Raw genomic sequence first — 23009 nt, forward strand, 5'->3', positions numbered from 1 at the left:
AGGCGCGAATTTTAACACTGAATAAAATACCCGCCAATCCTTTGACTAGCGTTTCGCGCGAAACGGCTTACGACGCTGATTGTTCTGCGCACTGACATTGCCTTCCCGTTTTAACCGATAAGGCTTCGGAATATCCTGCAACAATGCATTCGGATCATATTGACTCACCGGGATGCTGTGCCCAATGTATTCTTCAATCGCCGGTAGATTCATAGCGTATTGTTCACAAGCAAAGCTAATGGAAATACCGCTTTCGCCCGCGCGTCCGGTACGTCCGATACGGTGCACATAATCTTCCCGATCATCCGGCAAGTCATAGTTAAACACATGGGTGACCTCTGCAATATGCAACCCTCGCGCCGCCACATCTGTAGCCACTAAAATGTCCAAATCGCCATCGGTAAATTGTTTCAACAAAGAAAGGCGTTTTTTCTGCGCCACATCACCGGTTAACAAACCAACACGGTGTCCATCTGCGGCTAAATAGCCCCAAATCGCCTCACATTGATGTTTCGTGTTGGCAAAAATAATGCAACGCTCCGGCCATTCTTCTTCTAACAACGTGAGCAATAGCGGAATTTTATCTTGGTTAGACGGGTAAAATAATTCTTCTTTAATTTGCTGCCCTGTTTTTTGTTCCGGCTCAATTTCCACGTATTCCGGAGCATTCATATCTTCAAAGGCAAGCTCGCGCACTTTATAGGAAAGCGTAGCGGAAAACAGCATCGTTAGGCGTTGTTGAGGAGGCGGACATTTACGCAATAAATAACGAATATCGCGAATAAAACCCAAATCAAACATCCGATCTGCTTCATCTAGCACCACAACTTGAATGGAATCCAAACGGATAATGCCCTGCTTCACATAATCAATGACGCGTCCGGTTGTGCCAATAAGCACATCCACACCGTTTTCAATGGCTTTTAATTGCTTGTCATAGCCATCACCACCATAAGCAAGTGCGGTCTTAAATTTCGTTGTTTTTAAGAAAATCTGCGCATCATGTTCAATTTGCACCGCCAATTCACGGGTCGGTGCCAAAATCAACGCGCGCGGTTGATTCTTATCCGTCTCGGTTGGGTGAGTTAATAAATGATGAAAAAGTGCGGTTAAAAATGCGATTGTTTTTCCCGTACCGGTTTGGGCTTGTCCTGCCACATCTTTATCCTGTAAAGTCACCGGCAGTGAAAGCGCCTGAATCGGCGTACAAAATTCAAATTCTTTATCGTTCAACGCTTGTAAAACAAGAGGGTGTAACGGGAAATCGGCAAAGCGTGCCGAGCTTAAATAATTCTGTTGCATAGTCTCAAATTCATTATAAAAAATTGCCGCTAAGAATAGCACGAACCAAGCAAATCCACCAAAAATTCATCAGCGCGAATTGCAGTAAATAAAACAAGAAAAATTAAAGTCCGCGCTAAAAACACTGTCAAAAACGACCGCACTTTTGCTATACGGTTTGAAACCAATCAAGCAAAACAAGAAAAACTCAGCTAAAAACTAGACAGTGCTTGAATTTAATGCTAATTTACGCGCCAATTTCAAATACCCCATTCATTTATTTCTAATTCATCTAATCTAAATAACTTTCAAATTAATTATGCATCTTACAGAACTTAAAAATATGCCTGTTTCCGATCTCGTGAAACTCGGCGAAGACCAAATGGGTTTGGAAAATTTAGCCCGTTTACGCAAACAAGACATCGTTTTTGCCATTTTGAAACAACACGCGAAAGGCGGAGAAGATATTTTCGGCGGTGGCGTCTTGGAAATTTTACCGGACGGTTTCGGTTTTCTACGTTCGGCGGACAGTTCCTATTTAGCCGGCCCGGATGACATCTACGTTTCTCCAAGTCAAATCCGTCGTTTCAATTTACAAACCGGGGATAAAATCGAAGGAAAAATTCGACCACCAAAAGAAGGAGAACGCTACTTTGCCCTCCTTAAAGTTGACCAAGTCAATGACGACAAACCGGAAGTTTCCCGCAGTAAAATCCTTTTCGAAAACTTAACCCCATTACATGCCAACTCCCGTTTAAGAATGGAACGCGGCAACGGCTCTACCGAAGATTTAACCGCCCGTATTTTAGATTTAGCCTCCCCGATCGGGAAAGGTCAACGTGGGTTGATCGTGGCACCACCGAAAGCGGGTAAAACCATGTTGTTGCAAAATATTGCGCAAAGCATTACCCACAACTACCCTGATGTGGAGCTTATCGTATTATTGATCGATGAGCGCCCGGAAGAGGTTACAGAAATGCAACGCTCCGTAAAAGGCGAAGTGATTGCCTCTACCTTCGATGAACCGGCAACCCGTCACGTTCAAGTGGCCGAAATGGTGATTGAAAAAGCCAAGCGTTCTGTAGAACACAAAAAAGATGTGGTGATTTTACTCGACTCCATTACCCGTTTGGCGCGTGCTTACAACACCGTAACACCGGCATCCGGTAAGATTTTATCCGGTGGTGTGGATGCCAACGCATTACACCGTCCAAAACGTTTCTTCGGTGCAGCGCGTAACGTGGAAGAAGGCGGCAGCTTAACGATTATCGCTACGGCATTAGTGGATACCGGCTCTAAAATGGACGAAGTCATCTTCGAAGAATTTAAAGGTACAGGTAACATGGAATTACATCTTTCCCGTAAAATTGCGGAAAAACGTGTGTTCCCGGCTATCGACTTTAACCGTTCCGGCACCCGTAAAGAAGACTTGCTCACCACCCCTGACGAGCTACAAAAAATGTGGATCCTACGCAAAATCCTTAACCCAATGGGTGAAGTGGAAGCGATGGAATTCCTTATCGATAAACTCGCCGTGGCGAAAACCAACGAAGAGTTCTTTGAGATTATGAAACGCTCATAATTCTCACCACACTTTCAACGAAAAAACCGCTTTTGACATCCTCAAAAGCGGTTTTTTATTTATCCCCATTTTATCAATCTAAAAGTGCGGTGAAAAAACACGTCATTTTTCAACCGCACTTTCATCACATTAATGTAGCTCTTTGCCTTTTAATTCCGGCACTAAACACACCGTTGCTAACATATCAATGACATAAATCACGGCTAAAAAGGCAATGGCGGTTTGGAAGGAATACGCAGAAACCACGGCGCCCACGGCTACCGGACCAAAGCCACCGACAGCGCGACCTAAGTTAAACAACACGTTTTGCGCAGTAGCACGTGCTTGAGTCGGGTAAGCTTCTGCCATTAACGCACCGTAACCGCCCATCATGCCATTTACAAACATCCCTAAGAATGCCCCGGCAATTAGCATGGTATTCGGATCCGTTAATTGAGAATAGGCAATGATGCTGACCACTGCCCCGGCTTGGAATAATAAGAAACTCGGTTTACGCCCAATATGATCGGCCAAACGCCCGAAAATCCAAATGCCCGCCATCATGCCGCAAACGGTCACTGCCGTCCATACGCCTGATTTCGTCAAGCTGAAGCCAAGTTGTTTGGAAAGGAAATTCGGCATCCAAATCATAATGCCGTAATAACCGAAGTTTTGTACGGAAGTAAGAATGACCACGCCCAAACTGACTTTAGCGGTGGCTTTATCTTTCACTAATAATTTGAATGACTCCAATTTAGACGCCCAACGGCTTGTTGGTTTTGGAAGTGCGGTCTGTTTTTGCACAAAAATGTCAGGTTCATGCAAACGGGCACGTAAATACCACGCGACAAATGCGGGGAAAATGCCCACCACAAACATGCCACGCCAACCGATTTGTGGCAATAATAATGGGGTTAACAATGCCGCGCCTAACACACCGACCTGCCAGCCAAGCGCTACATAAGAAGCCGCTTTCGCACGGTGACGTGCCGGCCAGGCTTCCGCCGCCAACGCCATACCAATCCCAAACTCGCCACCTAAACCGATACCGGCAATAGTGCGATAGATCAGTAAATCCCAATAACCTTGCGCCAATGCGCATAAACCGGTAAATACCGCAAAAAGAATGATCGTCCACGTTAACACGCGCACACGGCCATATTTATCACTTAATGCACCGAAAACAATGCCACCAAAAACAGCACCAACCAATGTCCAAGTTACTAAAGAACCGCCTTGCGCCGGGGTTAACCCCAAATCGGCAGAGATGGCACTTAACATAAAACCGAGGATAAGAAGATCGAAACCGTCCATCGCATAGCCGACGGCAGAGCCTAGCAAGGCCTTCCAGCCATAGCTATTTACTTTTGTAGTCATGTTGAATTGTCCTTCTGTTACTCACAGGTAACATTTAAAGTTTATAAAGAAGTGATTTTTTAGCTTGCATAAAACAAGGCCAAAAAATTGTGCGCTAGTTTACTGATTTCAAAAAAAATTTCAAGAAAGTGCGGTGAGTTTTTACGGAGTTTTTTATGAGGGGGATAAGGTAACGCGAGATAAAATTTAGGCGGTTATAAAAACCGCCTAAATTTAGAAAATCAATTATTGATTGTTTTGAACGTAATCAATTGCTGATTGAACTGTTGTGATTTTTTCAGCTTCTTCATCTGGAATTTCGATATCGAATTCTTCTTCTAAAGCCATAACTAATTCAACAGTATCTAAAGAATCCGCACCTAAATCTTCAACGAAAGACGCTTCAGATTTTACATCTTCTTCTTTCACGCCTAATTGTTCAACGATGATTTTTTTTACGCGTTCTTCAATGCTCATTTGTTTCTTCCTATGTTTAAGTTTACGCTCATTGCGATAAGTTAAGTAGTGTATGTATTTGTAAAAAATTTGCAATATTTCCGGTGGGAGGTCAAACCTCAAAAACATTGAATTTTCACAAAACCATACAGTGAAAAAATAGTTACGTCTTCCACGAACCCTTGAATGACCTAACCAAGTTACATTGCGAGGGGATTTTAACACTAAGCCACTCGTTTGGCTATTGCTTTTATCCGCTTTACTGCGAGTAACCTTTTGCTAAATAGCGCTTAGCTCATGTACATGCCGCCATTAACGTGCAACGTTGTACCGTTAATATAAGACGCATCCTCAGAGGCCAAAAATGCCACGGCTTTAGCGATATCTTTCGGCTCACCTAAACGGCCTGCCGGGATTTGAGTTAATAAGTTATTTTTTAATTCTTCGCTTAATACGTCAGTCATGTCGGTAGCAATAAAGCCTGGCGCCACAACGTTTACCGTAATACCACGGGAAGCCACTTCTTTTGCCAAGGCTTTACTGAAACCAATGAGACCTGCTTTTGCCGCACAATAATTCGTCTGACCGGCATTGCCCATGGAGCCCACGACAGAACCAATGTTGATGATACGCCCGAAACGTTTTTTCATCATGGTGCGAAGCATCGCTTTAGAAAGATGATAAACAGAACTCAAGTTGGTTTGTAAAATATCGAACCATTCCTCATCTTTCATGCGCATTAACAAATTATCACGGGTAATACCGGCGTTATTCACTAAAATATCAATATCGCCAAATTCTTGTTTGATCTGTTCCAATACCGCATCAATGGAAGCTTGATCGGCAACATTTAATACTAATCCTTTGCCTTTATCACCTAAATAGGCAGAAATACTTTCAGCGCCTTTCTCAGACGTTGCTGTACCGATAACAAAAGCGCCTTTTGATACTAATTCTTCGGCTACTGCACGACCAATACCACGGGTTGCACCTGTCACTAATGCAATTTTACCTTGCATAACTTTCTCTCCTTTTTACTCTTATGCTAATACTTCTTCGACGGAATCGAGGGATTTCACATCATTTACAGAAACAGCTTGTAAGGAATCCACGATTCGTTTCGTTAACCCGTTTAACACTTTACCTGGCCCCACTTCCACTAACACTTCGACGCCGTTTTGTGCCATTTTCTCTACAGTTTCTGTCCAACGTACCGGGCTATAAAGTTGGCGAACCAAGGCATTTCGAATTGCATCGGCTTCAATTTCATTTTTTACATCTACGTTATTTAGAACAGAAACACCAGCCTCTTTCAACGTAATACTTTCCAAGGAAACAGACAATTGATCAGCAGCCGGTTTCATTAAAGCACAGTGTGAAGGCACACTCACCGCTAACGGCAATGCACGTTTAGCACCGGCTTCTTTACATAATGCTGCCGCACGTTCTACTGCGGCTTTCGCACCGGCAATCACGACTTGCCCTGGTGAATTGAAGTTTACTGCCGAAACCACTTCGCCCTGTTCTGCTTGTTTGCAGGCGTTAATAATGGCGTCATTGTCTAAACCGATAATCGCGTACATCGCCCCCGTACCTTCCGGTACGGCTTGTTGCATAAGCTTACCGCGCAATTCCACTAATTTAACCGCATCTTGGAAATCTAACACACCGGCACACACCAACGCAGAATATTCACCTAAGCTATGACCAGCCATCACTTCCGGTTTTAATTCCGGGTATTTTTGTTGCCATACACGGTAAACAGCCACAGACGCCGTTAACAACGCTGGCTGCGTTTGCCATGTTTTGTTTAATTCTTCCGCAGGGCCTTCCTGCACTAATTGCCACAAATCATATCCCAATACTTCTGAAGCTTGTTTAAAAGTTTCTTGTACAATTGGGTAGTCGCCGGCTAATTCCGCTAACATTCCCACCGTTTGTGACCCTTGTCCTGGGAAAACCATTGCAAATTTTTTCATGTGTCTTACCTATATTAAAAAATAAATCTATTTATTCCGATATGCGTTACAGTCGAAAAGTGCGGTCAAAAATAACCGCACTTTTTTCACGAATGATAACAGATTATCTAAAATCTCACTAAAGCCGAACCCCAAGTCCAACCACCGCCAAAGGCTTCAAGAAGGAGCAACTGACCACGCTGAATACGTCCATCACGCACCGCTTCATCCAATGCGACCGGCACGGTTGCCGCACTGTTATTCGCATAACGATCTAACGTGACCACCACTTGCGACATATCCATATCTAATTTTTTCGCGGTCGCCGAAATAATACGCAAATTAGCTTGATGAGGCACCAACCAATCAATATCTTTTTTATCTAAATTATTGGCGGCAAGGGTTTCTTCCACCACATTAGAAAGTTCACGCACAGCCAATTTAAAGGTTTCATTGCCTTGCATTTCGATATAGCCGGATTTTGCCACGCCACGCTCAGGCTGAGGAAGTAACAATGCGGCATTTTTATCTGCTGAGGCGTGTAAATGAGTAGAAATAATCCCTTCTTGTTCCGATGCTTCCAAAATAACCGCGCCAGCACCATCACCAAACAACACAACGGTGCTACGATCTGTTTCATCTAACTTACGGGAATTTAAATCAGAACCGATCACGAGCGCTTTTTTCACTTTACCGGTACGAATAAATTGATCAGCGACACCTAACGCATACACAAAGCCGGTACAAGCTGCCGCTAAATCAAATGCAATAGCATCGTCAATCTCTAACATCCCTTGAATTTGGCAAGCTGCGCTTGGATAAGCGTGAGAGTTGCTGGTTGTTGCCACTAAAATAAGATCAATTTCCTGCGGATTGATGTTTGCCGCTTCAATGGCTTTTTGGGCCGCTTCAAATCCCATGGTAGAGACGGTTTCATCCGGTGCTGCAATGCGACGTTCACGAATACCGGAACGGGTAACAATCCACTCATCTGAAGTATCTACCATTTTTTCTAAATCGGCATTGGTACGAATATGTTGGGGTAAATAGCTACCTGTCGATAAAATTTTGCTAAACATAGTCATCTCGTTAAAAATAATAGCGAGGGAACTCACTACTTCATTAATATTTCATTTTTATTTAAGCCCGCCAAAATTTTTTGTGGAATTTGACGTCGGGCTTGTAATGCCGCATCGGCAATCGCATAAGCAAATGCCTCTATATTTGCACTTCCGTGACTTTTCACCACAACGGAAGTCAAACCGATAAGCGATGCGCCATTATATTGATCAGGGTTGATTTGCTTTAATCGCTGGTATTTATCTTTGAAAAGATATTTAATTAAATACCCAAAAACGTGACTTAATATACTCTTTTTCTTATCACTTTTCAGTAGAGAAATCACGTTCTTTGCCGCGCCTTCCAAGGTTTTCAGCGCAACATTGCCGGCAAAACCGTCTGTCACAATCACATCCGCCTTGCCATTGAGTAAAAAATTGCCTTCAAGGAATCCAATGTAATTAAGTGCGGTGTCTTTTTTCAGTAAATCTGCCGCATCCCGTATGGATTTATATCCTTTGACTGCTTCAATACCAATATTCAATAGCGCAATACGTGGATAAACTAAATTGAGGGTATTTTCTGCAAAAATGGCACCCATCAAGGCAAATTGATACAAGTTTTCTGCATCGCACTCAACATTCGCCCCAAGATCCAACATAATCGAACGCTCACCTGTCATTGTTGGAATCGTGGAAATCAGTGCCGGACGATGGATGCCTTCTAGAGGTTGTAACAAGATTTTCGATAAGCCCATCAAAGCTGCTGTATCACCGGAACTTACACAGGCCTGCGCATCCCCTTTTTGTACTGCTTCAATTGCCAAACGCATAGAAGTCTCTTTGCTATGACGCAAGGCGTAAGAAATACCCTGACGACTATCAATCACACGAGCGCAATGAACAATGTCACAACGTTGACGAATACTATTGGGAGCAGAAGATAAAAGCGGAAGAATTTGTTGGCGATCGCCAAACAATAAGAGAGAAAGCGTTGGATCTCGTTCCAAGGCTAAAATGGATGCTGGGATAGTAATACGGGGACCAATGTCCCCGCCCATCGCATCTAACGCAAGGGTTAGACGACTCAAGTGATTACCTTTATGTAATTGAGATAATTACTTGTTAATCACTTTACGACCACGATAGTAACCGTCAGCGGTTACGTGGTGACGCAAATGAGTTTCACCACTTGCTTTATCAACGGATACTGCAGCAGTTGTTAACGCATCGTGAGAACGACGCATATCACGACGTGAACGGGATTTTTTATTTTGTTGAACAGCCATTGGCTATACTCCTAAATTATTTTTGCTTTAAATTAGCTAATACAGCGAACGGGTTCGGTTTTTTTGCCAATTCTTCCGGCAATTCGCCAAAAACCTGTTCAGCCACGGACACTTCACAGTGTTCAGATGAATGCATTGGCACAATCGGCAAACTCAAAATGAGTTCATCTTCAATTGTTCCAAGTAAATCTATTTCACCGAATTCATTGAATTCAATTGGCTCATAGATTTCCGGCAATACATCAATTTGATCCAAATTAGCCACCGGACTGTAACAAAACTCACAATCAACGGTTTGAACGAAAGGTTCACCACAACGCTGACAATTTAATTCAACATCAACCTTGGTATGGCCTTTCATGACAACCAATTTTTGCGGATCAATAAAGAACGATAATGTAACCTGTGCATCGCTGAACACTTTACTGACCGATTCGGCAAGACGACTTAATTGATTAGCGGAGTAATAACCCTGATAATCCAATCTTCGTTGTGCGTCCTTTACCGGATCAACAGTTAGGGGTAGTTTTACCTTTTGCATAGGGAGCGCATATTACCCTTTGAAAAAAAAATAGTCAAAGGAAATTATCGTTCCAAGCATGAAAATCAACGCTAAAAATCGATTTTTTCCATCAACATAAATTTTGTCTCCGGAAAGTGTTTGGCTAAGTAACCGCGCAGATATTGTTGTGTATCTTGCGTAATCAATTCATCCGCCGGCGGATAAAGATTATAAATCAGTGCTTCTACGGCAATATTTTGCTGCGCGCACGCCTCAAGGCTAAGCAAGGTGTGGTTAATACTGCCTAATCTGCCCGACGTCACCAGAATTAACGGATACCAATGCGCCGCAAGGTAATCCAACGTGGTTTTCTCCTCGGAATAAGGCACCATCAAGCCCCCCGCGCCCTCCAGCAAAACATAATCGAAGTTTTGCGCCAAAAGTGCGGTGGATTTTTCAATGATTTTTTCATCAATGCACGTCTGTTGTAAACGCGCGGCCATGTGAGGCGAGCAAGGATAATCAAACAAATAAGGACACGTCACTCCCCGGCGATCTTCCTCAGTTAAGTCAATGCCTTGGATTTTTCGGTGCACGACAATATCTTCTGATATTTCCTGACAGCCCGTTTGCACCATTTTCTGTGTAATCACCGAATATCCCTGCTGCATTAAATACTTAGCGTAATACCCTGTCGCGATAGATTTACCGATGTCTGTATCAATTCCGGAAACGAATAATACCTTTCCCATCATCTTTCCTCTTTTTTCTGCGCCAACATTAAAATCGGTACATAAGTTAACGAGACCTTGCCCTGCTCGTCGGCATACTGTTGTCGATATTGCTCACAAAATTGGGCAACTTTCTTGTAGTGCCAAATTTGATTATTGGTGGCCGTCACACCGGTCTCTTTCAAATGTTTAAGCACCGATAACGGCGAATCAAATTTCAACTGAATTTCTTTTTGCTCTAAATGCAACACGGAAAAATCTGACGTTAATGTCTCCTGCCATTGTGCTAAATCGGGGTAATCCAAACCGACGCCCGTTAATGCTCTAACTTCGTATAAATTGGTCGGGGCAAACGTACCAAATAAAATCATGCCGTGAGGCGTTAAATAATTTGAACAACGTTGAAGAAACGCCAGCGGATCAGCAAACCATTGAATGGTCGAGGCAGAAACAATCAAATCATATTGATGCGCAAAATTGAGATGCTCGCCACACCCTTGATAAAAATGATAATTTTTCTGTGGCAAATTACGTGCCAAGTGGTTAGCGACATCGCATAAATCATTACAATCCCAATGCGTTGCGTTGATATGTTGCATGAGCAAACGGGTAAAATTGCCTGTGCCACAACCAATCTCTAACACACGCTGAAATTGATTGCCGCCCTTTTCTAAAAGCAACTGCAACAAATCCTCAGTGATTTGCTTTTGAGCAATGGCATTTTGTTCATAGGTTGGTAAGGCGGCGCTGAAACATTGCATCACCCGTTGTTGCGTTATTGCCATAGCTGTTCCCAAGTTTGTAGCCATGGAAACAGGTAATGTCCACCAACCATTTCGCTCACCTCGCAGCGTTCATGCCAATAATTTCGCTGATTTTGTGCAGGAAAAATACGATCTTGTGTACCAATAATCGCTTTCGTCCAAGGTAACCCCGTATGTTGATGTTCTGCCGATAACGCATCATAAAGTGCGGTCAATTCTGCGTGTATTTCTTCAATTGAGCGCCGTCCTTCCAAAGATTGATATTGTTGCAACAACTGCTTGTCACCACACATGCGACGCTCAAATTTGCCTAGATTAATTTCATCTAGCGTATCCAATGTGCCTTGAAAAACGGCGCATGGAATGCCGTAGTCATCATGCATAGGCAAGCCTGTGCCATTTATCGCGATTGCAGAAAGCAAAGGGATTTGTCTCATCACACGTTCAGCTACCCAAACGCCCATCGACCAGGCCACCAAACGCACATTTTCATAACGGGAAAAATCAAACTCCAACGAAAAATCCCGATAGTCATAACACAGCAACAGATCATACGCCGGTGGAATAGATAAATGTTGCACGACAGAAGGCGGTGTGCCCCAACCGGCAAAATAAACGATTAAATTTCGGCTTGGTAGATTTTGGCTAATTAATTGATATTGCATAAAAATAACTGTTCTATAAATTGCTCAAGTTCATCATGTGTGATGTCGGCGGTGAGAGACAAACGAATACGCGAAGTGCCGACAGGCACTGTCGGCGGACGAATCGGTAGGCAATAATATCCTTGCTGTTGCAGGCGTTGCGCCGTTTGCACGGTGCGTTGGTTGTCGCCGAGAATAAACGGTACGATATGGCTTTCACTAGGCATTGGCATATTTAACTTTTCTGCCACGATGTGCCGTAAGCGCGCGCTTAATTGCATAAGATGTTGCCGTTTCGCCTGAAAGTGCGGTCGTTTTTCAAAGAGAAATTCTGTCCATGCCACATTAAACGGGGGTAACGCGGTGCTGAAAATCAACGGGCGCATGGTATTAATCAAATAGTCTTTGATCACTTGATCGCAAACCACATAAGCCCCCATCGACGCCAACGCCTTGCCGAATGTGCCTACCAAGAAATCAATGTACGGAAGGCAATTCATCTGCTCGGCAACACCTAACCCCTGTTCACCGTAAACCCCTATACCGTGCGCTTCATCCACATACAACATAACATTGTCAAATTGCCGTTTAAATGCAACTAATTGAGGCAAATCGGCAAAATCGCCGTCCATGCTAAACAGGCTTTCCGTCACCACAATAATGCGTTCGTAGTTGAGATGCTGTTTTTGCAAAATCTCGTGCAAATGGGCGTAATCATTGTGGCGATAACGCACAAACGGCGCATCACTCAAACGAATGCCGTCAATAATACTGGCATGCACCAACTTATCCGCCACGATCAACGTTTGTTTATTGGCTACCGCCGGTAAAATACCGATGTTGGCGTGATAGCCGCTGTTAAATAACAAACAGGCTTCACGCTGAAATGCCTCTGCCATCTGCTGCTCAAGACGTTCATACTCAGGGAAATTACCGGTTAATAAACGGGAGGAGGATGAGGTAAAGTGCGGTCGTTTTTCCGCAAGTTTTTCGAGAAATGCTTGCTGCAATGCATCGTCATTAGCCAGCCCCAGATAATCATTGGAAGCCAGATTCAACATTGACCGTCCGTTTTGCTCCACAAACTTGCCCTTATGCACAATTTGCGGAAAGCGACGATATTGTTCTTTTTGACGGAGTTTTTCCAATTGCGCTGCAAAATAATCTGACTTACTCATGGTATTCCTCTTTAATCGCCGCCAGCATGCCTGCCGTTAACGCAGATAATTGGGTTGGAGTGATAATGAAGGGCGGCATGATATAAACGAGCTTACCGAAAGGACGTACCCAAACACCGTGCGCCACCAGACGCGCCTGCAAACTTGCCAAATCTACCGCTTCGTGCATTTCCAATACGCCGATAGCGCCGAGTACTCGCACTTCTTTGACGGATTTAAAACTTGCCGCGATTCGTAACTCGGTTTTCAGTTGCGCTTCGATCCGTTGGACATTGCCCTGCCAATCACTTTCCAGTAATACATCAATAGATTCGGCAGCGATAGCACAAGCCAGCGGATTCGCCATAAAGGTCGGACCGTGCATAAAACAATGCGCTTCGCCCTGACAAATGGTTTGTGCAATGGCGCGTGTGGTGATGGTGGCGGACAGGGTTAAATAACCGCCTGTAAGTGCTTTGCCGATACACATAATATCCGGCGAAATACCGGCATATTCGGCGGCAAACAATTTGCCCGTGCGTCCAAAACCGGTAGCAATTTCATCAAAAATCAGCAATATGCCGTATTGTTCGCACAGCTGCTTGGCGCGTGCCAAATACATCGGTGAATAGAAATACATTCCCCCCGCCCCTTGTACCACCGGTTCCAAAATAAGTGCGGTCAGTTCTGCGCCTTTTTTTTCTAATAAATCTGCTAAGGGTTTAATATCGTCTTCGTTCCAAGGCTGCCCAAAAGGCGTTTGCGGCTGCGGGAGAAAATATTGCACCGGCAAACTTTTCGCAAACAGCCCATGCATACCGGTCACCGGATCGCACACCGACATCGCATGCCAAGTGTCGCCGTGATAACCGGAACGAATGGTGGCGAATTTATGCCGTTGTGTTTCGCCTTTGGCGTGTTGATATTGAATCGCCATTTTCATCGCTACTTCTACTGCAATGGAGCCGCTGTCGGCAAAGAAGATTTGCTCCAACCCCTGCGGCAATAAAGGCAATAATTTTTTCGCCAATTTGACGGCAGGTTCGTGCGTTAAGCCACCAAACATAATGTGGCTCATTTGTTCCAACTGTTTTGTCGCTGCCGCATTCAAGCGCGGATGATTATAGCCATGCAACGCCGCCCACCAAGAGGACATGCCGTCAATCAGTTGGCGACCGTCTTTAAGCGTGATCATCACACCGTCGGCGCGTTCAACGGCATAAATCGGTGTAGTCGGTGGAAGGGCGGCATAAGGATGCCAAATATGTTCACGATCAAATTGCAATAACTGTTGTTGGTTCATAGGCTTAGCTTCAAAAATTAAGAGGTCGTAATTTTACCTGAGAAAATAAGGCAATTCTAAAGCTTTGCACTTCCCCATCCGATTTTTTGTGTTTTTTGAGGCGTTTGCCACAATTTTGATGATTTTCACCGCGGAATAAGGGAGCGAATCCGTCGATACATTGCACAAGCCGAATAAGTTGTTATAATCACCGACTTCTTTTTAATACTGTAGAAAAAATAACCATTATGAATAAATTCACTTATTGGCAACGTGCGAAAGTTGCTTTTCAATACATTATGCCGCAACTGTATTTAACCCAATTAGCCGGTTGGTTTGCTCAACAAAAATGGGGTGCGGTAACACATTTCGTGATCAAGGTTTTCGCGAAGAAATACAACGTAGATATGAGCGAAGCAAAAAAAGAGAACTTTAGCGATTATGAAAGCTTCAACCAATTTTTTATTCGTGAGTTAAAAGACGACGCGCGAAAAATCAATGAAAATCCGACCGCACTTTGCTTACCTGCCGACGGTCGTGTGAGCCAAATCGGGCATATTGACGATGAACGTTTATTGCAAGCCAAAGGGCATTTTTTCAGCCTATCTGATTTATTAGCCGGCGATGAAGAATTAGTTAACACCTTTAAAAACGGCGAATTTGCGACGATCTATTTATCTCCGCGTGATTATCACCGCGTCCACATGCCGTGCGATGCGACCTTGCGCAAAATGATTTATGTGCCGGGCGATTTATTCTCGGTCAATCCGTTCTTAGCGGAACACGTGCCAAATTTATTCGCTCGCAATGAGCGCGTTATTTGTGTTTTTGATACAGCGTTCGGCCCAATGGCACAAATCCTTGTGGGGGCGACCATTACTGCCAGCATGAGCACGGTTTGGGCCGGCGTCATTAATCCGCCACGCACCGGTGAAGTCAAAGTCTGGACATATCAAGGAGACAACGCCATTAAACTTACCAAAGGTCAAGAAATGGGCGCATTCCAATTGGGCTCAACCGTCATTAACTTATTCCCGGCGAATTCCGTGACCTTAGCAGAACATTTAGAGGTGGACGTTCCGGTAAGAATGGGCGAAATCTTAGCCACAATGAAATAGTTTTATCAACAGAAAGGAAAACAACATGACAGCAGAATTTTTCAATCAAGTGACATTAGACGATACCGAAGCCAAAGGCAGTTATGGTATCGGTTTGCAAATCGGTCAACAATTATTGGATAGCCAATTAGCGGTGAAAGCGGAAGCGGTAGCAAAAGGGATTTACGATGTGTTAAATCAACATGCGCCGGCATTAGATTTCAACGAAATCAGCCAAGCGTTGCAACAATTGCAACAACAAGCTGCGGAAGCCCAACAAGCGCAATTCAAAGAAATTGAAGCCGCAGGCAAAGCTTTCTTAGAGGCGAACAAACAAAAAGACGGCGTGAAAGTCACGGATTCCGGCTTACAATATGAAGTGTTAGTTGAAGGCAACGGCAACGTGCCATCGACAACAGACAAAGTACGCGTTCACTACACCGGCACATTACCGGACGGTACCGTATTCGACAGTTCCGTCGCACGCGGCCAACCGGCAGAATTCCCGGTTAACGGCGTAATCAAAGGTTGGATCGAAGCGCTTTCTATGATGCCGGTTGGTTCCAAATGGCGTTTGGCAATTCCACACGAATTAGCCTATGGCGAACGTGGCGCAGGCGCAGCCATCCCACCATTTAGTCCATTAGTCTTTGAAGTGGAATTATTAGAAATTCTTTAATCGGATAACTTATCTCACTCAAAACGGCGTTAATCATAGCGCCGTTTTTTTATGTAAAAATCTCCATGCTATTTAATTTCCTCACCAAGAAAAGTGCATAAAAGTGCGGTCGTTTTCCGTGATGTTTTTCATACTCTCCAGTGTTTTTCACTCTCAAGATCTGATAAAGTCTGCGCTCACAACAGGCTGATTTTTAATGACCATTTTCAGGAGCAACAAGAATGAAAAAAATCGAAGCAATCATTAAACCGTTTAAATTGGATGATGTGCGCGAAGCCTTATCCGACATTGGCATTACCGGCATGACCGTCACCGAAGTCCGTGGTTTCGGACGCCAAAAAGGACATACGGAATTGTATCGTGGTGCCGAATACATGGTGGATTTTCTGCCGAAAGTGAAAATGGAAATTGTGGTACCTGATGATTTATTAGAACAATGCTTGGACGCTATCGTCGATACGGCACAAACCGGCAAAATCGGGGACGGCAAAATTTTTGTGTATGAAGTGGAACGGGTGATTCGTATCCGTACCGGTGAAGAAAACGAGGATGCAATTTAGTTAATGGAAAAACACGCTTCTTTAGTAAAAGCACTGGTCGCCTGTGCTGCTATCGTGATTATTTTAGCCGGCATTAAAACGGCTTCAGAAATTGTCGTGCCATTTTTACTGTCGCTGTTTATTGCGATTATTTGCTCGCCGTCACTCAATTACTTAACCAAGAAAAAAGTGCCCTACGGTCTCGCCATTGGCTTGTTGTTAGCATTGATTTTAATCGTCTTTTTCTTTCTGTTCGGCTTAATTAACAGCACAATCCAAGAGTTTAGCCAATCTATCCCGCAATATCGCCAATTATTGGGCGAACGCGTTAATAGTCTAGTGGCACTTTCACAAAGTCTGAAAATCCCGTTGGATATTTCCGAAAAAAGCATCATGGAGCATTTCGATCCAAGCGTGATCATGAATTTTGTGCGTCGTGTTTTTCTCAGCTTTTCCGGCGTGGTCACCAATATTTTCGTATTGATGTTAGTCGTGATTTTCATGCTCTTAGAAGCGCCTTATGCTAAACACAAATTTGCCGTGGTATTTAGCAGTGATTCAAAGGAAATCAGCCAACAAGAACGTTATTTAGATCGTATTCTACAAGGCGTTATCAGCTACCTTGGCGTAAAAACCATGATGAGTTTGTTAACCGCTATTTGCATTTGGCTTTTATTGGAAATTGTCGGTGTGCAATATGCGATTTTGTGGGCAACACTAAGTTTCCTGCTCAATTACATTCCTAATATTGGCTCAATTATCGCTGCCATTCCGATTATCGTGCAGGCATTATTACTCAACGGTTTTGTGGTGGGTTTGGAAGTCATAATCGGTGTCATTGCCATCAACATGATTATCGGCAATGTGCTTGAACCTCGATTAATGGGTAAAAAATTAGGGCTTTCCACGCTGGTGGTATTCCTGTCTTTGTTGTTCTGGGGATGGTTGCTAGGAACAGTAGGAATGTTGCTATCTGTGCCGCTCACCATGGCTCTCAAAATTGCCTTAGAAGCCAGCCCAACAACCGTGAAGTACGCCTTGTTGCTCGGCGATTCCGACAGTGCCCATGAAAGTCAATAATCCCGCGTATCAGAGCCTTGTTTCGACAAGGCTCTTTTTCGATAAAAAACACAATTTCGTGCTATAATTCCGCCACTTTTATCATCATTTTTACAACGTCTTTCACGACGCCACGATCACGCATATGAAAAAATTTTTCTTCCTTCTTTTGTTCCTCGTTGTCTTATTGGCAGGCGCCGGCTTTTGGGGATATCAACAACTAGAACAGTTTGTACAGCAGCCCGTCAATGTACAAAAGGCTCAACTTCTTACCGTAGAACGTGGCACAACCGGTAATAAATTAGTCACATTATTAGAACAAGAAGCCATTTTGGACAATGCCGCATTATTGCCTTGGGTCTTAAAATTACATCCGGAATTAAGCAAAGTGAAAGCAGGTACTTATTTGTTGGATGATGTGAAAACCGTAGAAGATTTGCTGAAATTACTCAACTCCGGCAAAGAAGCGCAATTTAACGTGCAATTTATTGAAGGCAACACCTTTAAAAATTGGCGAAAACGCCTCGAAAACGCACCGCACTTAAAACAGACCTTAAAAGATAAATCCGAACAAGAGATTTTCCAGTTATTGGCTCTGCCAAAAGTCTCAAAAGCCATTGATGAATGGATGAAAATCGACGGTTGGTTGTATCCGGACACTTATAATTACACGCCGAATTCTACCGACTTAGAACTGTTGCAACGTGCTGCAGAACGCATGAAAAAAGCCTTGGACAAAGCTTGGAATGAGCGCGATAAGGACTTACCGTTAGAAAATTCTTACGAGATGTTGATTCTCGCGTCTATCGTAGAAAAAGAAACCGGCATCGCCGCAGAGCGTCCTCAAGTGGCTTCGGTGTTTATCAATCGTTTGAAAGCCAAAATGAAGCTCCAAACCGATCCAACGGTAATTTACGGCATGGGTGAGGATTACAACGGCAATATTCGTAAAAAAGATTTAGAAACGCCGACCCCTTATAACACCTATGTGATTGACGGTTTACCGCCAACACCGATTGCCATGCCAACCGAAGATGCATTACAAGCTGTGGCACATCCTGCGCAAACGGAATTTTATTATTTCGTTGCCGATGGCACGGGCGGTCACAAATTCAGTCGAAACTTAAATGAACACAATAAAGCGGTGCAGGAATATTTACGCTGGTACCGCCAACAAAACGGAAAATAATATGGCAGGCAAATTTATCGTTATTGAAGGCTTGGAAGGCGCGGGCAAAAGCACCGCCCATCAATGTGTCGTGAATACCTTAAAGGAATTAGGCATTAACGATGTCGTGTTCACCCGCGAACCCGGTGGCACGCCCTTAGCCGAAAAATTACGCCACCTCATAAAACATGAAACAGAAGAACCGGTCACGGATAAAGCTGAATTGTTGATGTTATATGCCGCCCGAATTCAATTAGTGGACAATGTCATTAAGCCCGCCCTCGCCCAAGGCAAATGGGTGGTGGGTGATCGCCATGATATGTCGTCACAAGCGTACCAAGGCGGTGGCCGCCAGTTGGGAGCAGCTTTTTTAACGCATTTAAAACAAATCGTATTGGGCGATTTTGAACCGGATTTGACGCTGTATTTGGACATCGATCCTGCCGTTGGTTTGGCGCGAGCTCGTGGACGCGGTGAACTGGATCGCATTGAACAACAGCATCTGGATTTTTTCCACCGTACCCGTGCCCGTTATTTAGAACTGGTAAAAGACAATCCGAAAGCCGTGATGATCAATGCGGAACAATCCATTGAGCAGGTGCAGGCAGACATTAAAAGTGCGGTCAAAAATTGGTGGATTTCGCTATCAAAATGAGCCTTTTACTCCCTTGGCTGACGCCAACTTATCACAAAATCACACAGGCTTTTGATGAGGCTTTAGGGCACCACGCCCTGCTGATTCGCGCCGATGACGGCCTTGGTGTAGAGCAACTTTGCTCCGCGTTGGCAAAACGTCTGATGTGCTTAACACCCAACGGGGCGGAGGCTTGTGGCGAATGCCATGCTTGCCATTTAATGCAAGCCAACAGCCACCCGGATTTCCAGCCTATCTCGCCTATTGAGAACAAGGACATCGGCGTAGATCAAATTCGCGCCATGAACGAACAAGCGACTCAGCATGCGCAGCAAAACGGCAATAAAGTCATTTATATCGAACAGGCACATCGTTTGACGGAAGCCGCTGCCAACGCCATTTTAAAAACGTTGGAAGAGCCGCGTCCAAATACCTATTTCATTTTGCAGTGCGATATGCAAAAGGCGTTGTTGCCAACCATTTACAGTCGCTGCCAAGTGTGGAATCTCTTACCACCGGACACAGACACTGCATTACAGTGGTTACAATCGCAAACGTCCGCCGAAACATCCGATATATTGACCGCACTTCGGGTGAATTATGCTCGACCACTGCTCGCACTTGCCATGTTAGAGCAAAATTTACTGGCACAACGGCGGGAATTTTTACGCCAATTTTGGCTATTCTATCGTCGTTGTTCGCCCTTGGAATTACTGCCGTTTTTTACTAAAGAACTTGTCTTGCAGCAGCTGGATTGGTTGTCAGCCTTTTTGAGTGATAGTTTAAAAAACAAACTGCATATTCGCGAAGATTGGGTTTGCCAAGACATTGAACAAGGCGTCATTCAATTTAGCCAAGGACTTTCTGCCCCAGCATTATTAAAAGCAACACAAATTGTTAGCAAAGTGCGGTCGGATTTATCGGCAAATTCGGCGTTGAATTTAGAATTGATTTTACTCGACGGGCTGACCCGTTTAATTACTGAAGTATTTGAAGGATAAAATATGTTTATTGTGGATTCCCATTGCCATTTGGATGCCTTGGATTACGAAACATTACATGAAAATATTGCTGATGTGGTAGCAAAGGCAAAAGCGCGTGATGTGAAACATTTATTGGCAATTGGCGTAACCTTGAGCCGTTTTGAAAAAGTGTATCCGGAATTAGCCAAATTCGATAACGTCTCTTTAGCCTGTGGCGTACACCCGCTGGATTTTGAAGAAGAACCTTATGATGCCGCGCGCTTGTTACGCTTGGCGCAAGATCCTAAAGTCATCGCCATCGGCGAAATCGGCTTAGATTATTATTACAGTGCAGAAAACAAAGCCGCCCAACAAGCCGTGTTTGCCAGCCAAATTGACGTGGCCAACCAGCTAAATAAACCGGTCATCATTCACACACGCGAAGCGCGAGAAGACACGATTCGCCTATTGCGCGATAATCAGGCAGAAAAGTGCGGTGGTGTTTTGCATTGTTTTACCGAAAACTATGACATGGCAAAACAAGCGTTAGACTTGGGTTTTTACATTTCCATTTCAGGAATTATCACCTTTAAAAATGCGGAAGAACTTCGGGATGTGGTGCGCAAACTGCCGCTGGATCGTCTGTTGGTGGAAACCGATTCGCCTTACTTGGCACCGGTGCCTTATCGAGGTAAACAAAATCAACCGGCATATACCCGCGAAGTCTGTGAATATATTGCGACATTGAAAGGCGTTTCAGCCGAGGAAATGGCGCAAATCACCACACAAAACTTCGAGCGTTTATTTAAAATTCAGGTACAATAATTAACCAATCTCATTTCAATAGGACAAAAAGATGAGAAAATTTTTAAAATATTTTTTTATTTCCGTCATTTTTATTTTTCATTTATGCGTTGCAGCAGCGATAAATTATGCGATGCCGAGCTATGATGTCACCAAAGTGACCGGCGTTGAGGTGAAACGGGTGGATAAAGACGGCCCGATTACAAAAGCCAATCCGGCAGACGGCCCGACCCGCGATGTGTATTTTATCAATACGCAACATGAAAATGGCAAAGTGATGGTATATCGCAACGAAGATACTCGTTGGGGTTTTCCGTTCTATTTCAAATTCGGCTCAGCCAATTTACAGGCATTGGCTCAAGCCTTGGGCAATGAAGAAAAAACCGTGGAAATTAAATATTACGGTTGGCGTCTGACCATGTTTGATGAGTTTCCAAATGCGTTATCCGTAAAAGAAGTAACGGAAACTAATACCCCAAGCCACCCGATTTTTAGCTATATTCTTTACGTACTTTTATTCTTTACCTTCTTCTTTGCCGTGCAGTTTATTCGCGGCTGGTTTGATAGCGAAAATTAGGTTTCTTTTTTCATTTCTTTTGTGCGGTTAAAAACACAGTCAAAATTAACCGCACTTTATGTCTCGTTTACATCAAGTTATTGAAAACCTTATGAGTTTATTCAGCGCAATTTTAATTTTAATCTTACTGATTATTGTCAGTGCCATCGTGTCCTCTGCCGAAATTTCATTGGCAGGCGCGCGTCGTATTAAATTACAAAACATGGCTAACGAAGGAAATACTAAAGCGGCCATGGTGCTCAAATTACAGGAGCAACCGGGACGTTTTATTACGGTGGTGCAAATCGGCTTAAACATGGTTGCCGTCTTGGGCGGGGTCATTGGCGAAGCGACTATCAGCGTACATTTACAAGCCTTTCTGCAACAATATACTGACGCCCCTTGGGTTGACAGTGCCGCGTCTTGGCTTGCCTTTATCATCGTCACCGCTTCGTTCATTTTATTAGCAGATTTAATGCCAAAACGTCTTGCATTAATCAATCCGGAAGCCGTGGCACTACGCACGGTGCGCATTATGCAACTGTGCATTATCCTATTAAAACCGATTGTGTGGATTTTTGATTCGTTGGCGAATGTGATATTCCGCCTATTCAGAATTTCCACCGTACGCGTTGAAAGCATGACACCAGAAGATATTGTCGCTATGGTAGATGCGGGCGCAGAAGCCGGTGTGTTAAAAGCACAGGAGCATTATTTAATCGAAAATATCTTTGATATGCAGCAACGCAAGGTCACCTCAACCATGACCACGCGTGAAAATATCATTTTTTTAGACCGCACTTTCACCCGTCAACAAGTGCTGGACACGTTAACGAAAAACTCCCATTCCAAATTATTGATTTGCGATCAGGGCTTGGATCATATTTTAGGGTATGTGGAGTCCCACAGTTTGTTGACCTTGTTTTTAAAAGAAGAACAGGTGCAATTAACCGATAACCGCTTATTGCGCAAGTTGTTGTACGTGCCGGACACGTTGTCCTTATATGAAGTGTTAGAGCTATTTAAATCCACCGGTGAAGACTTCGCCGTCATCGTCAACGAATACGCGTTAGTCGTAGGGATTGTGACCTTAAACGATGTGATGAGTATTGTAATGGGCGAATTGGTTTCCAGTGAAGAAGAGCAAATTATTCGCCGCGATGAAGATTCTTGGCTAATTGATGGCGCCACACCGTTGGAAGACGTAAAACGCGCCTTAGATATCGAAAGTTTTCCGCACGATGAAAATTATGAAACCATTGCCGGTTTTATGATGTATATGTTGCGCAAAATCCCGAAGAAAACCGATTTTGTGTTATATGACCGCTATAAATTTGAAATCATTGACACCGAGAATTTTAAAATCGATCAGTTGATGGTGTCCTTTAGAAAAGACTTGGCGGAATAAGGATTCTTTTCACTTGGGTAGGCGAGCATTCCGTTTTTCTCCCGCTCGCCACCCCTATTCCAAG

At 43.9% G+C, this 23009-nt stretch carries 25 protein-coding genes; 11 read left to right on the plus strand and 14 right to left on the minus strand.

Annotated elements, in window-relative coordinates:
• Window positions 1-45: 45 nt before the first annotated feature.
• Window positions 46-1302 carry an ATP-dependent RNA helicase RhlB gene (gene rhlB, locus LQ983_RS03695; protein ID WP_230621713.1) on the minus strand — a complete coding sequence of 419 codons (1257 nt, stop codon included), beginning with the start codon at window positions 1300-1302 and terminating at the stop codon, window positions 46-48.
• A gap of 298 nt (window positions 1303-1600) precedes the next feature.
• Here rhlB and rho point away from each other — a divergent pair, with 298 nt between their 5' ends.
• On the plus strand, window positions 1601-2863 hold the full coding sequence (rho, locus tag LQ983_RS03700; RefSeq protein WP_005701308.1) for a transcription termination factor Rho: 1263 nt from the start codon (window positions 1601-1603) through the stop codon (window positions 2861-2863).
• A 129-nt stretch (window positions 2864-2992) separates the two neighbouring features.
• Here the strand turns inward: rho and LQ983_RS03705 are convergent, their stop codons facing one another.
• From LQ983_RS03705 to bioA, 13 genes are all read right to left on the minus strand, one after another.
• Window positions 2993-4219, minus strand: coding sequence for an MFS transporter (locus tag LQ983_RS03705; protein WP_230621714.1), 1227 nt, complete (start codon window positions 4217-4219; stop codon window positions 2993-2995).
• Between the two features lie 225 nt (window positions 4220-4444).
• Complete coding sequence (acpP, locus tag LQ983_RS03710; protein ID WP_005627318.1) at window positions 4445-4675, minus strand: acyl carrier protein; 231 nt, start codon at window positions 4673-4675, stop codon at window positions 4445-4447.
• Window positions 4676-4944: 269 nt separating this feature from the next.
• Window positions 4945-5673: a 3-oxoacyl-ACP reductase FabG gene (fabG, locus tag LQ983_RS03715; protein ID WP_109128432.1), complete on the minus strand. Its 729-nt coding sequence runs from the start codon at window positions 5671-5673 to the stop codon at window positions 4945-4947.
• 21 nt (window positions 5674-5694) lie between these two features.
• The gene (gene fabD / locus LQ983_RS03720) at window positions 5695-6633 is read right to left on the minus strand and encodes an ACP S-malonyltransferase (RefSeq protein ID WP_109128431.1); all 939 of its coding nucleotides are present in this window, start codon (window positions 6631-6633) and stop codon (window positions 5695-5697) included.
• A gap of 107 nt (window positions 6634-6740) precedes the next feature.
• Complete coding sequence (locus tag LQ983_RS03725) at window positions 6741-7691, minus strand: beta-ketoacyl-ACP synthase III (RefSeq protein ID WP_032997759.1); 951 nt, start codon at window positions 7689-7691, stop codon at window positions 6741-6743.
• Between the two features lie 35 nt (window positions 7692-7726).
• Window positions 7727-8761: a phosphate acyltransferase PlsX gene (gene plsX, locus LQ983_RS03730; protein ID WP_109128430.1), complete on the minus strand. Its 1035-nt coding sequence runs from the start codon at window positions 8759-8761 to the stop codon at window positions 7727-7729.
• A 27-nt stretch (window positions 8762-8788) separates the two neighbouring features.
• On the minus strand, window positions 8789-8959 hold the full coding sequence (rpmF, locus tag LQ983_RS03735; protein WP_005544470.1) for a 50S ribosomal protein L32: 171 nt from the start codon (window positions 8957-8959) through the stop codon (window positions 8789-8791).
• A 16-nt stretch (window positions 8960-8975) separates the two neighbouring features.
• A complete protein-coding gene (gene yceD, locus LQ983_RS03740; protein WP_109128429.1) occupies window positions 8976-9500 on the minus strand; it encodes a 23S rRNA accumulation protein YceD in 525 nt (174 codons plus the stop codon).
• Between the two features lie 71 nt (window positions 9501-9571).
• The gene (gene bioD / locus LQ983_RS03745) at window positions 9572-10213 is read right to left on the minus strand and encodes a dethiobiotin synthase (protein ID WP_109128428.1); all 642 of its coding nucleotides are present in this window, start codon (window positions 10211-10213) and stop codon (window positions 9572-9574) included.
• The gene (bioC, locus tag LQ983_RS03750) at window positions 10213-10977 is read right to left on the minus strand and encodes a malonyl-ACP O-methyltransferase BioC (RefSeq protein ID WP_230621715.1); all 765 of its coding nucleotides are present in this window, start codon (window positions 10975-10977) and stop codon (window positions 10213-10215) included. The genes bioD and bioC overlap by 1 nt, the downstream gene beginning before the upstream one ends.
• A complete protein-coding gene (locus tag LQ983_RS03755) occupies window positions 10968-11621 on the minus strand; it encodes a DUF452 family protein (RefSeq protein WP_109128426.1) in 654 nt (217 codons plus the stop codon). Before LQ983_RS03755 ends, bioC begins: the two co-directional genes overlap by 10 nt.
• Window positions 11606-12778, minus strand: coding sequence for an 8-amino-7-oxononanoate synthase (locus tag LQ983_RS03760; RefSeq protein ID WP_109128425.1), 1173 nt, complete (start codon window positions 12776-12778; stop codon window positions 11606-11608). The genes LQ983_RS03755 and LQ983_RS03760 overlap by 16 nt, the downstream gene beginning before the upstream one ends.
• Window positions 12771-14060 (minus strand): adenosylmethionine--8-amino-7-oxononanoate transaminase, encoded by a 1290-nt coding sequence (bioA, locus tag LQ983_RS03765; RefSeq protein WP_230621716.1) that lies wholly within the window; start codon window positions 14058-14060, stop codon window positions 12771-12773. Before bioA ends, LQ983_RS03760 begins: the two co-directional genes overlap by 8 nt.
• 227 nt (window positions 14061-14287) lie before the next feature.
• On the opposite strand from bioA, the gene asd reads away from it, so the two are divergent.
• The 10 genes from asd (at window position 14288) to LQ983_RS03815 (ending at window position 22945) form a co-directional block, all read left to right on the plus strand.
• Entirely contained in the window at window positions 14288-15157 is an 870-nt protein-coding gene (gene asd, locus LQ983_RS03770) for an archaetidylserine decarboxylase (RefSeq protein ID WP_230621717.1), read from the plus strand.
• Between the two features lie 25 nt (window positions 15158-15182).
• On the plus strand, window positions 15183-15815 hold the full coding sequence (locus tag LQ983_RS03775) for an FKBP-type peptidyl-prolyl cis-trans isomerase (protein WP_006716926.1): 633 nt from the start codon (window positions 15183-15185) through the stop codon (window positions 15813-15815).
• Window positions 15816-16036: 221 nt separating this feature from the next.
• Window positions 16037-16375 carry a nitrogen regulatory protein P-II gene (gene glnB / locus LQ983_RS03780; protein ID WP_006716923.1) on the plus strand — a complete coding sequence of 113 codons (339 nt, stop codon included), beginning with the start codon at window positions 16037-16039 and terminating at the stop codon, window positions 16373-16375.
• Between the two features lie 3 nt (window positions 16376-16378).
• Window positions 16379-17434, plus strand: coding sequence for an AI-2E family transporter (locus LQ983_RS03785; protein ID WP_230621718.1), 1056 nt, complete (start codon window positions 16379-16381; stop codon window positions 17432-17434).
• A 124-nt stretch (window positions 17435-17558) separates the two neighbouring features.
• Window positions 17559-18602, plus strand: a complete 1044-nt coding sequence (gene mltG, locus LQ983_RS03790) for an endolytic transglycosylase MltG (RefSeq protein WP_230621719.1) — start codon at window positions 17559-17561, stop codon at window positions 18600-18602.
• 1 nt (window position 18603) lies between these two features.
• On the plus strand, window positions 18604-19236 hold the full coding sequence (gene tmk / locus LQ983_RS03795; protein WP_230621720.1) for a dTMP kinase: 633 nt from the start codon (window positions 18604-18606) through the stop codon (window positions 19234-19236).
• On the plus strand, window positions 19233-20216 hold the full coding sequence (locus LQ983_RS03800) for a DNA polymerase III subunit delta' (protein WP_230621721.1): 984 nt from the start codon (window positions 19233-19235) through the stop codon (window positions 20214-20216). The genes tmk and LQ983_RS03800 overlap by 4 nt, the downstream gene beginning before the upstream one ends.
• Window positions 20217-20219: 3 nt before the next feature.
• The gene (locus tag LQ983_RS03805; RefSeq protein ID WP_230621722.1) at window positions 20220-21002 is read left to right on the plus strand and encodes a TatD family hydrolase; all 783 of its coding nucleotides are present in this window, start codon (window positions 20220-20222) and stop codon (window positions 21000-21002) included.
• Between the two features lie 31 nt (window positions 21003-21033).
• Window positions 21034-21558, plus strand: coding sequence for a DUF1523 family protein (locus LQ983_RS03810; RefSeq protein ID WP_230621723.1), 525 nt, complete (start codon window positions 21034-21036; stop codon window positions 21556-21558).
• Between the two features lie 91 nt (window positions 21559-21649).
• Window positions 21650-22945 carry a hemolysin family protein gene (locus LQ983_RS03815; RefSeq protein WP_230622601.1) on the plus strand — a complete coding sequence of 432 codons (1296 nt, stop codon included), beginning with the start codon at window positions 21650-21652 and terminating at the stop codon, window positions 22943-22945.
• Window positions 22946-23009: the final 64 nt, after the last annotated feature.

This window comes from Aggregatibacter sp. Marseille-P9115 (assembly GCF_920939465.1).
Classification (GTDB): Bacteria; Pseudomonadota; Gammaproteobacteria; order Enterobacterales; family Pasteurellaceae; genus Aggregatibacter; species Aggregatibacter segnis_B.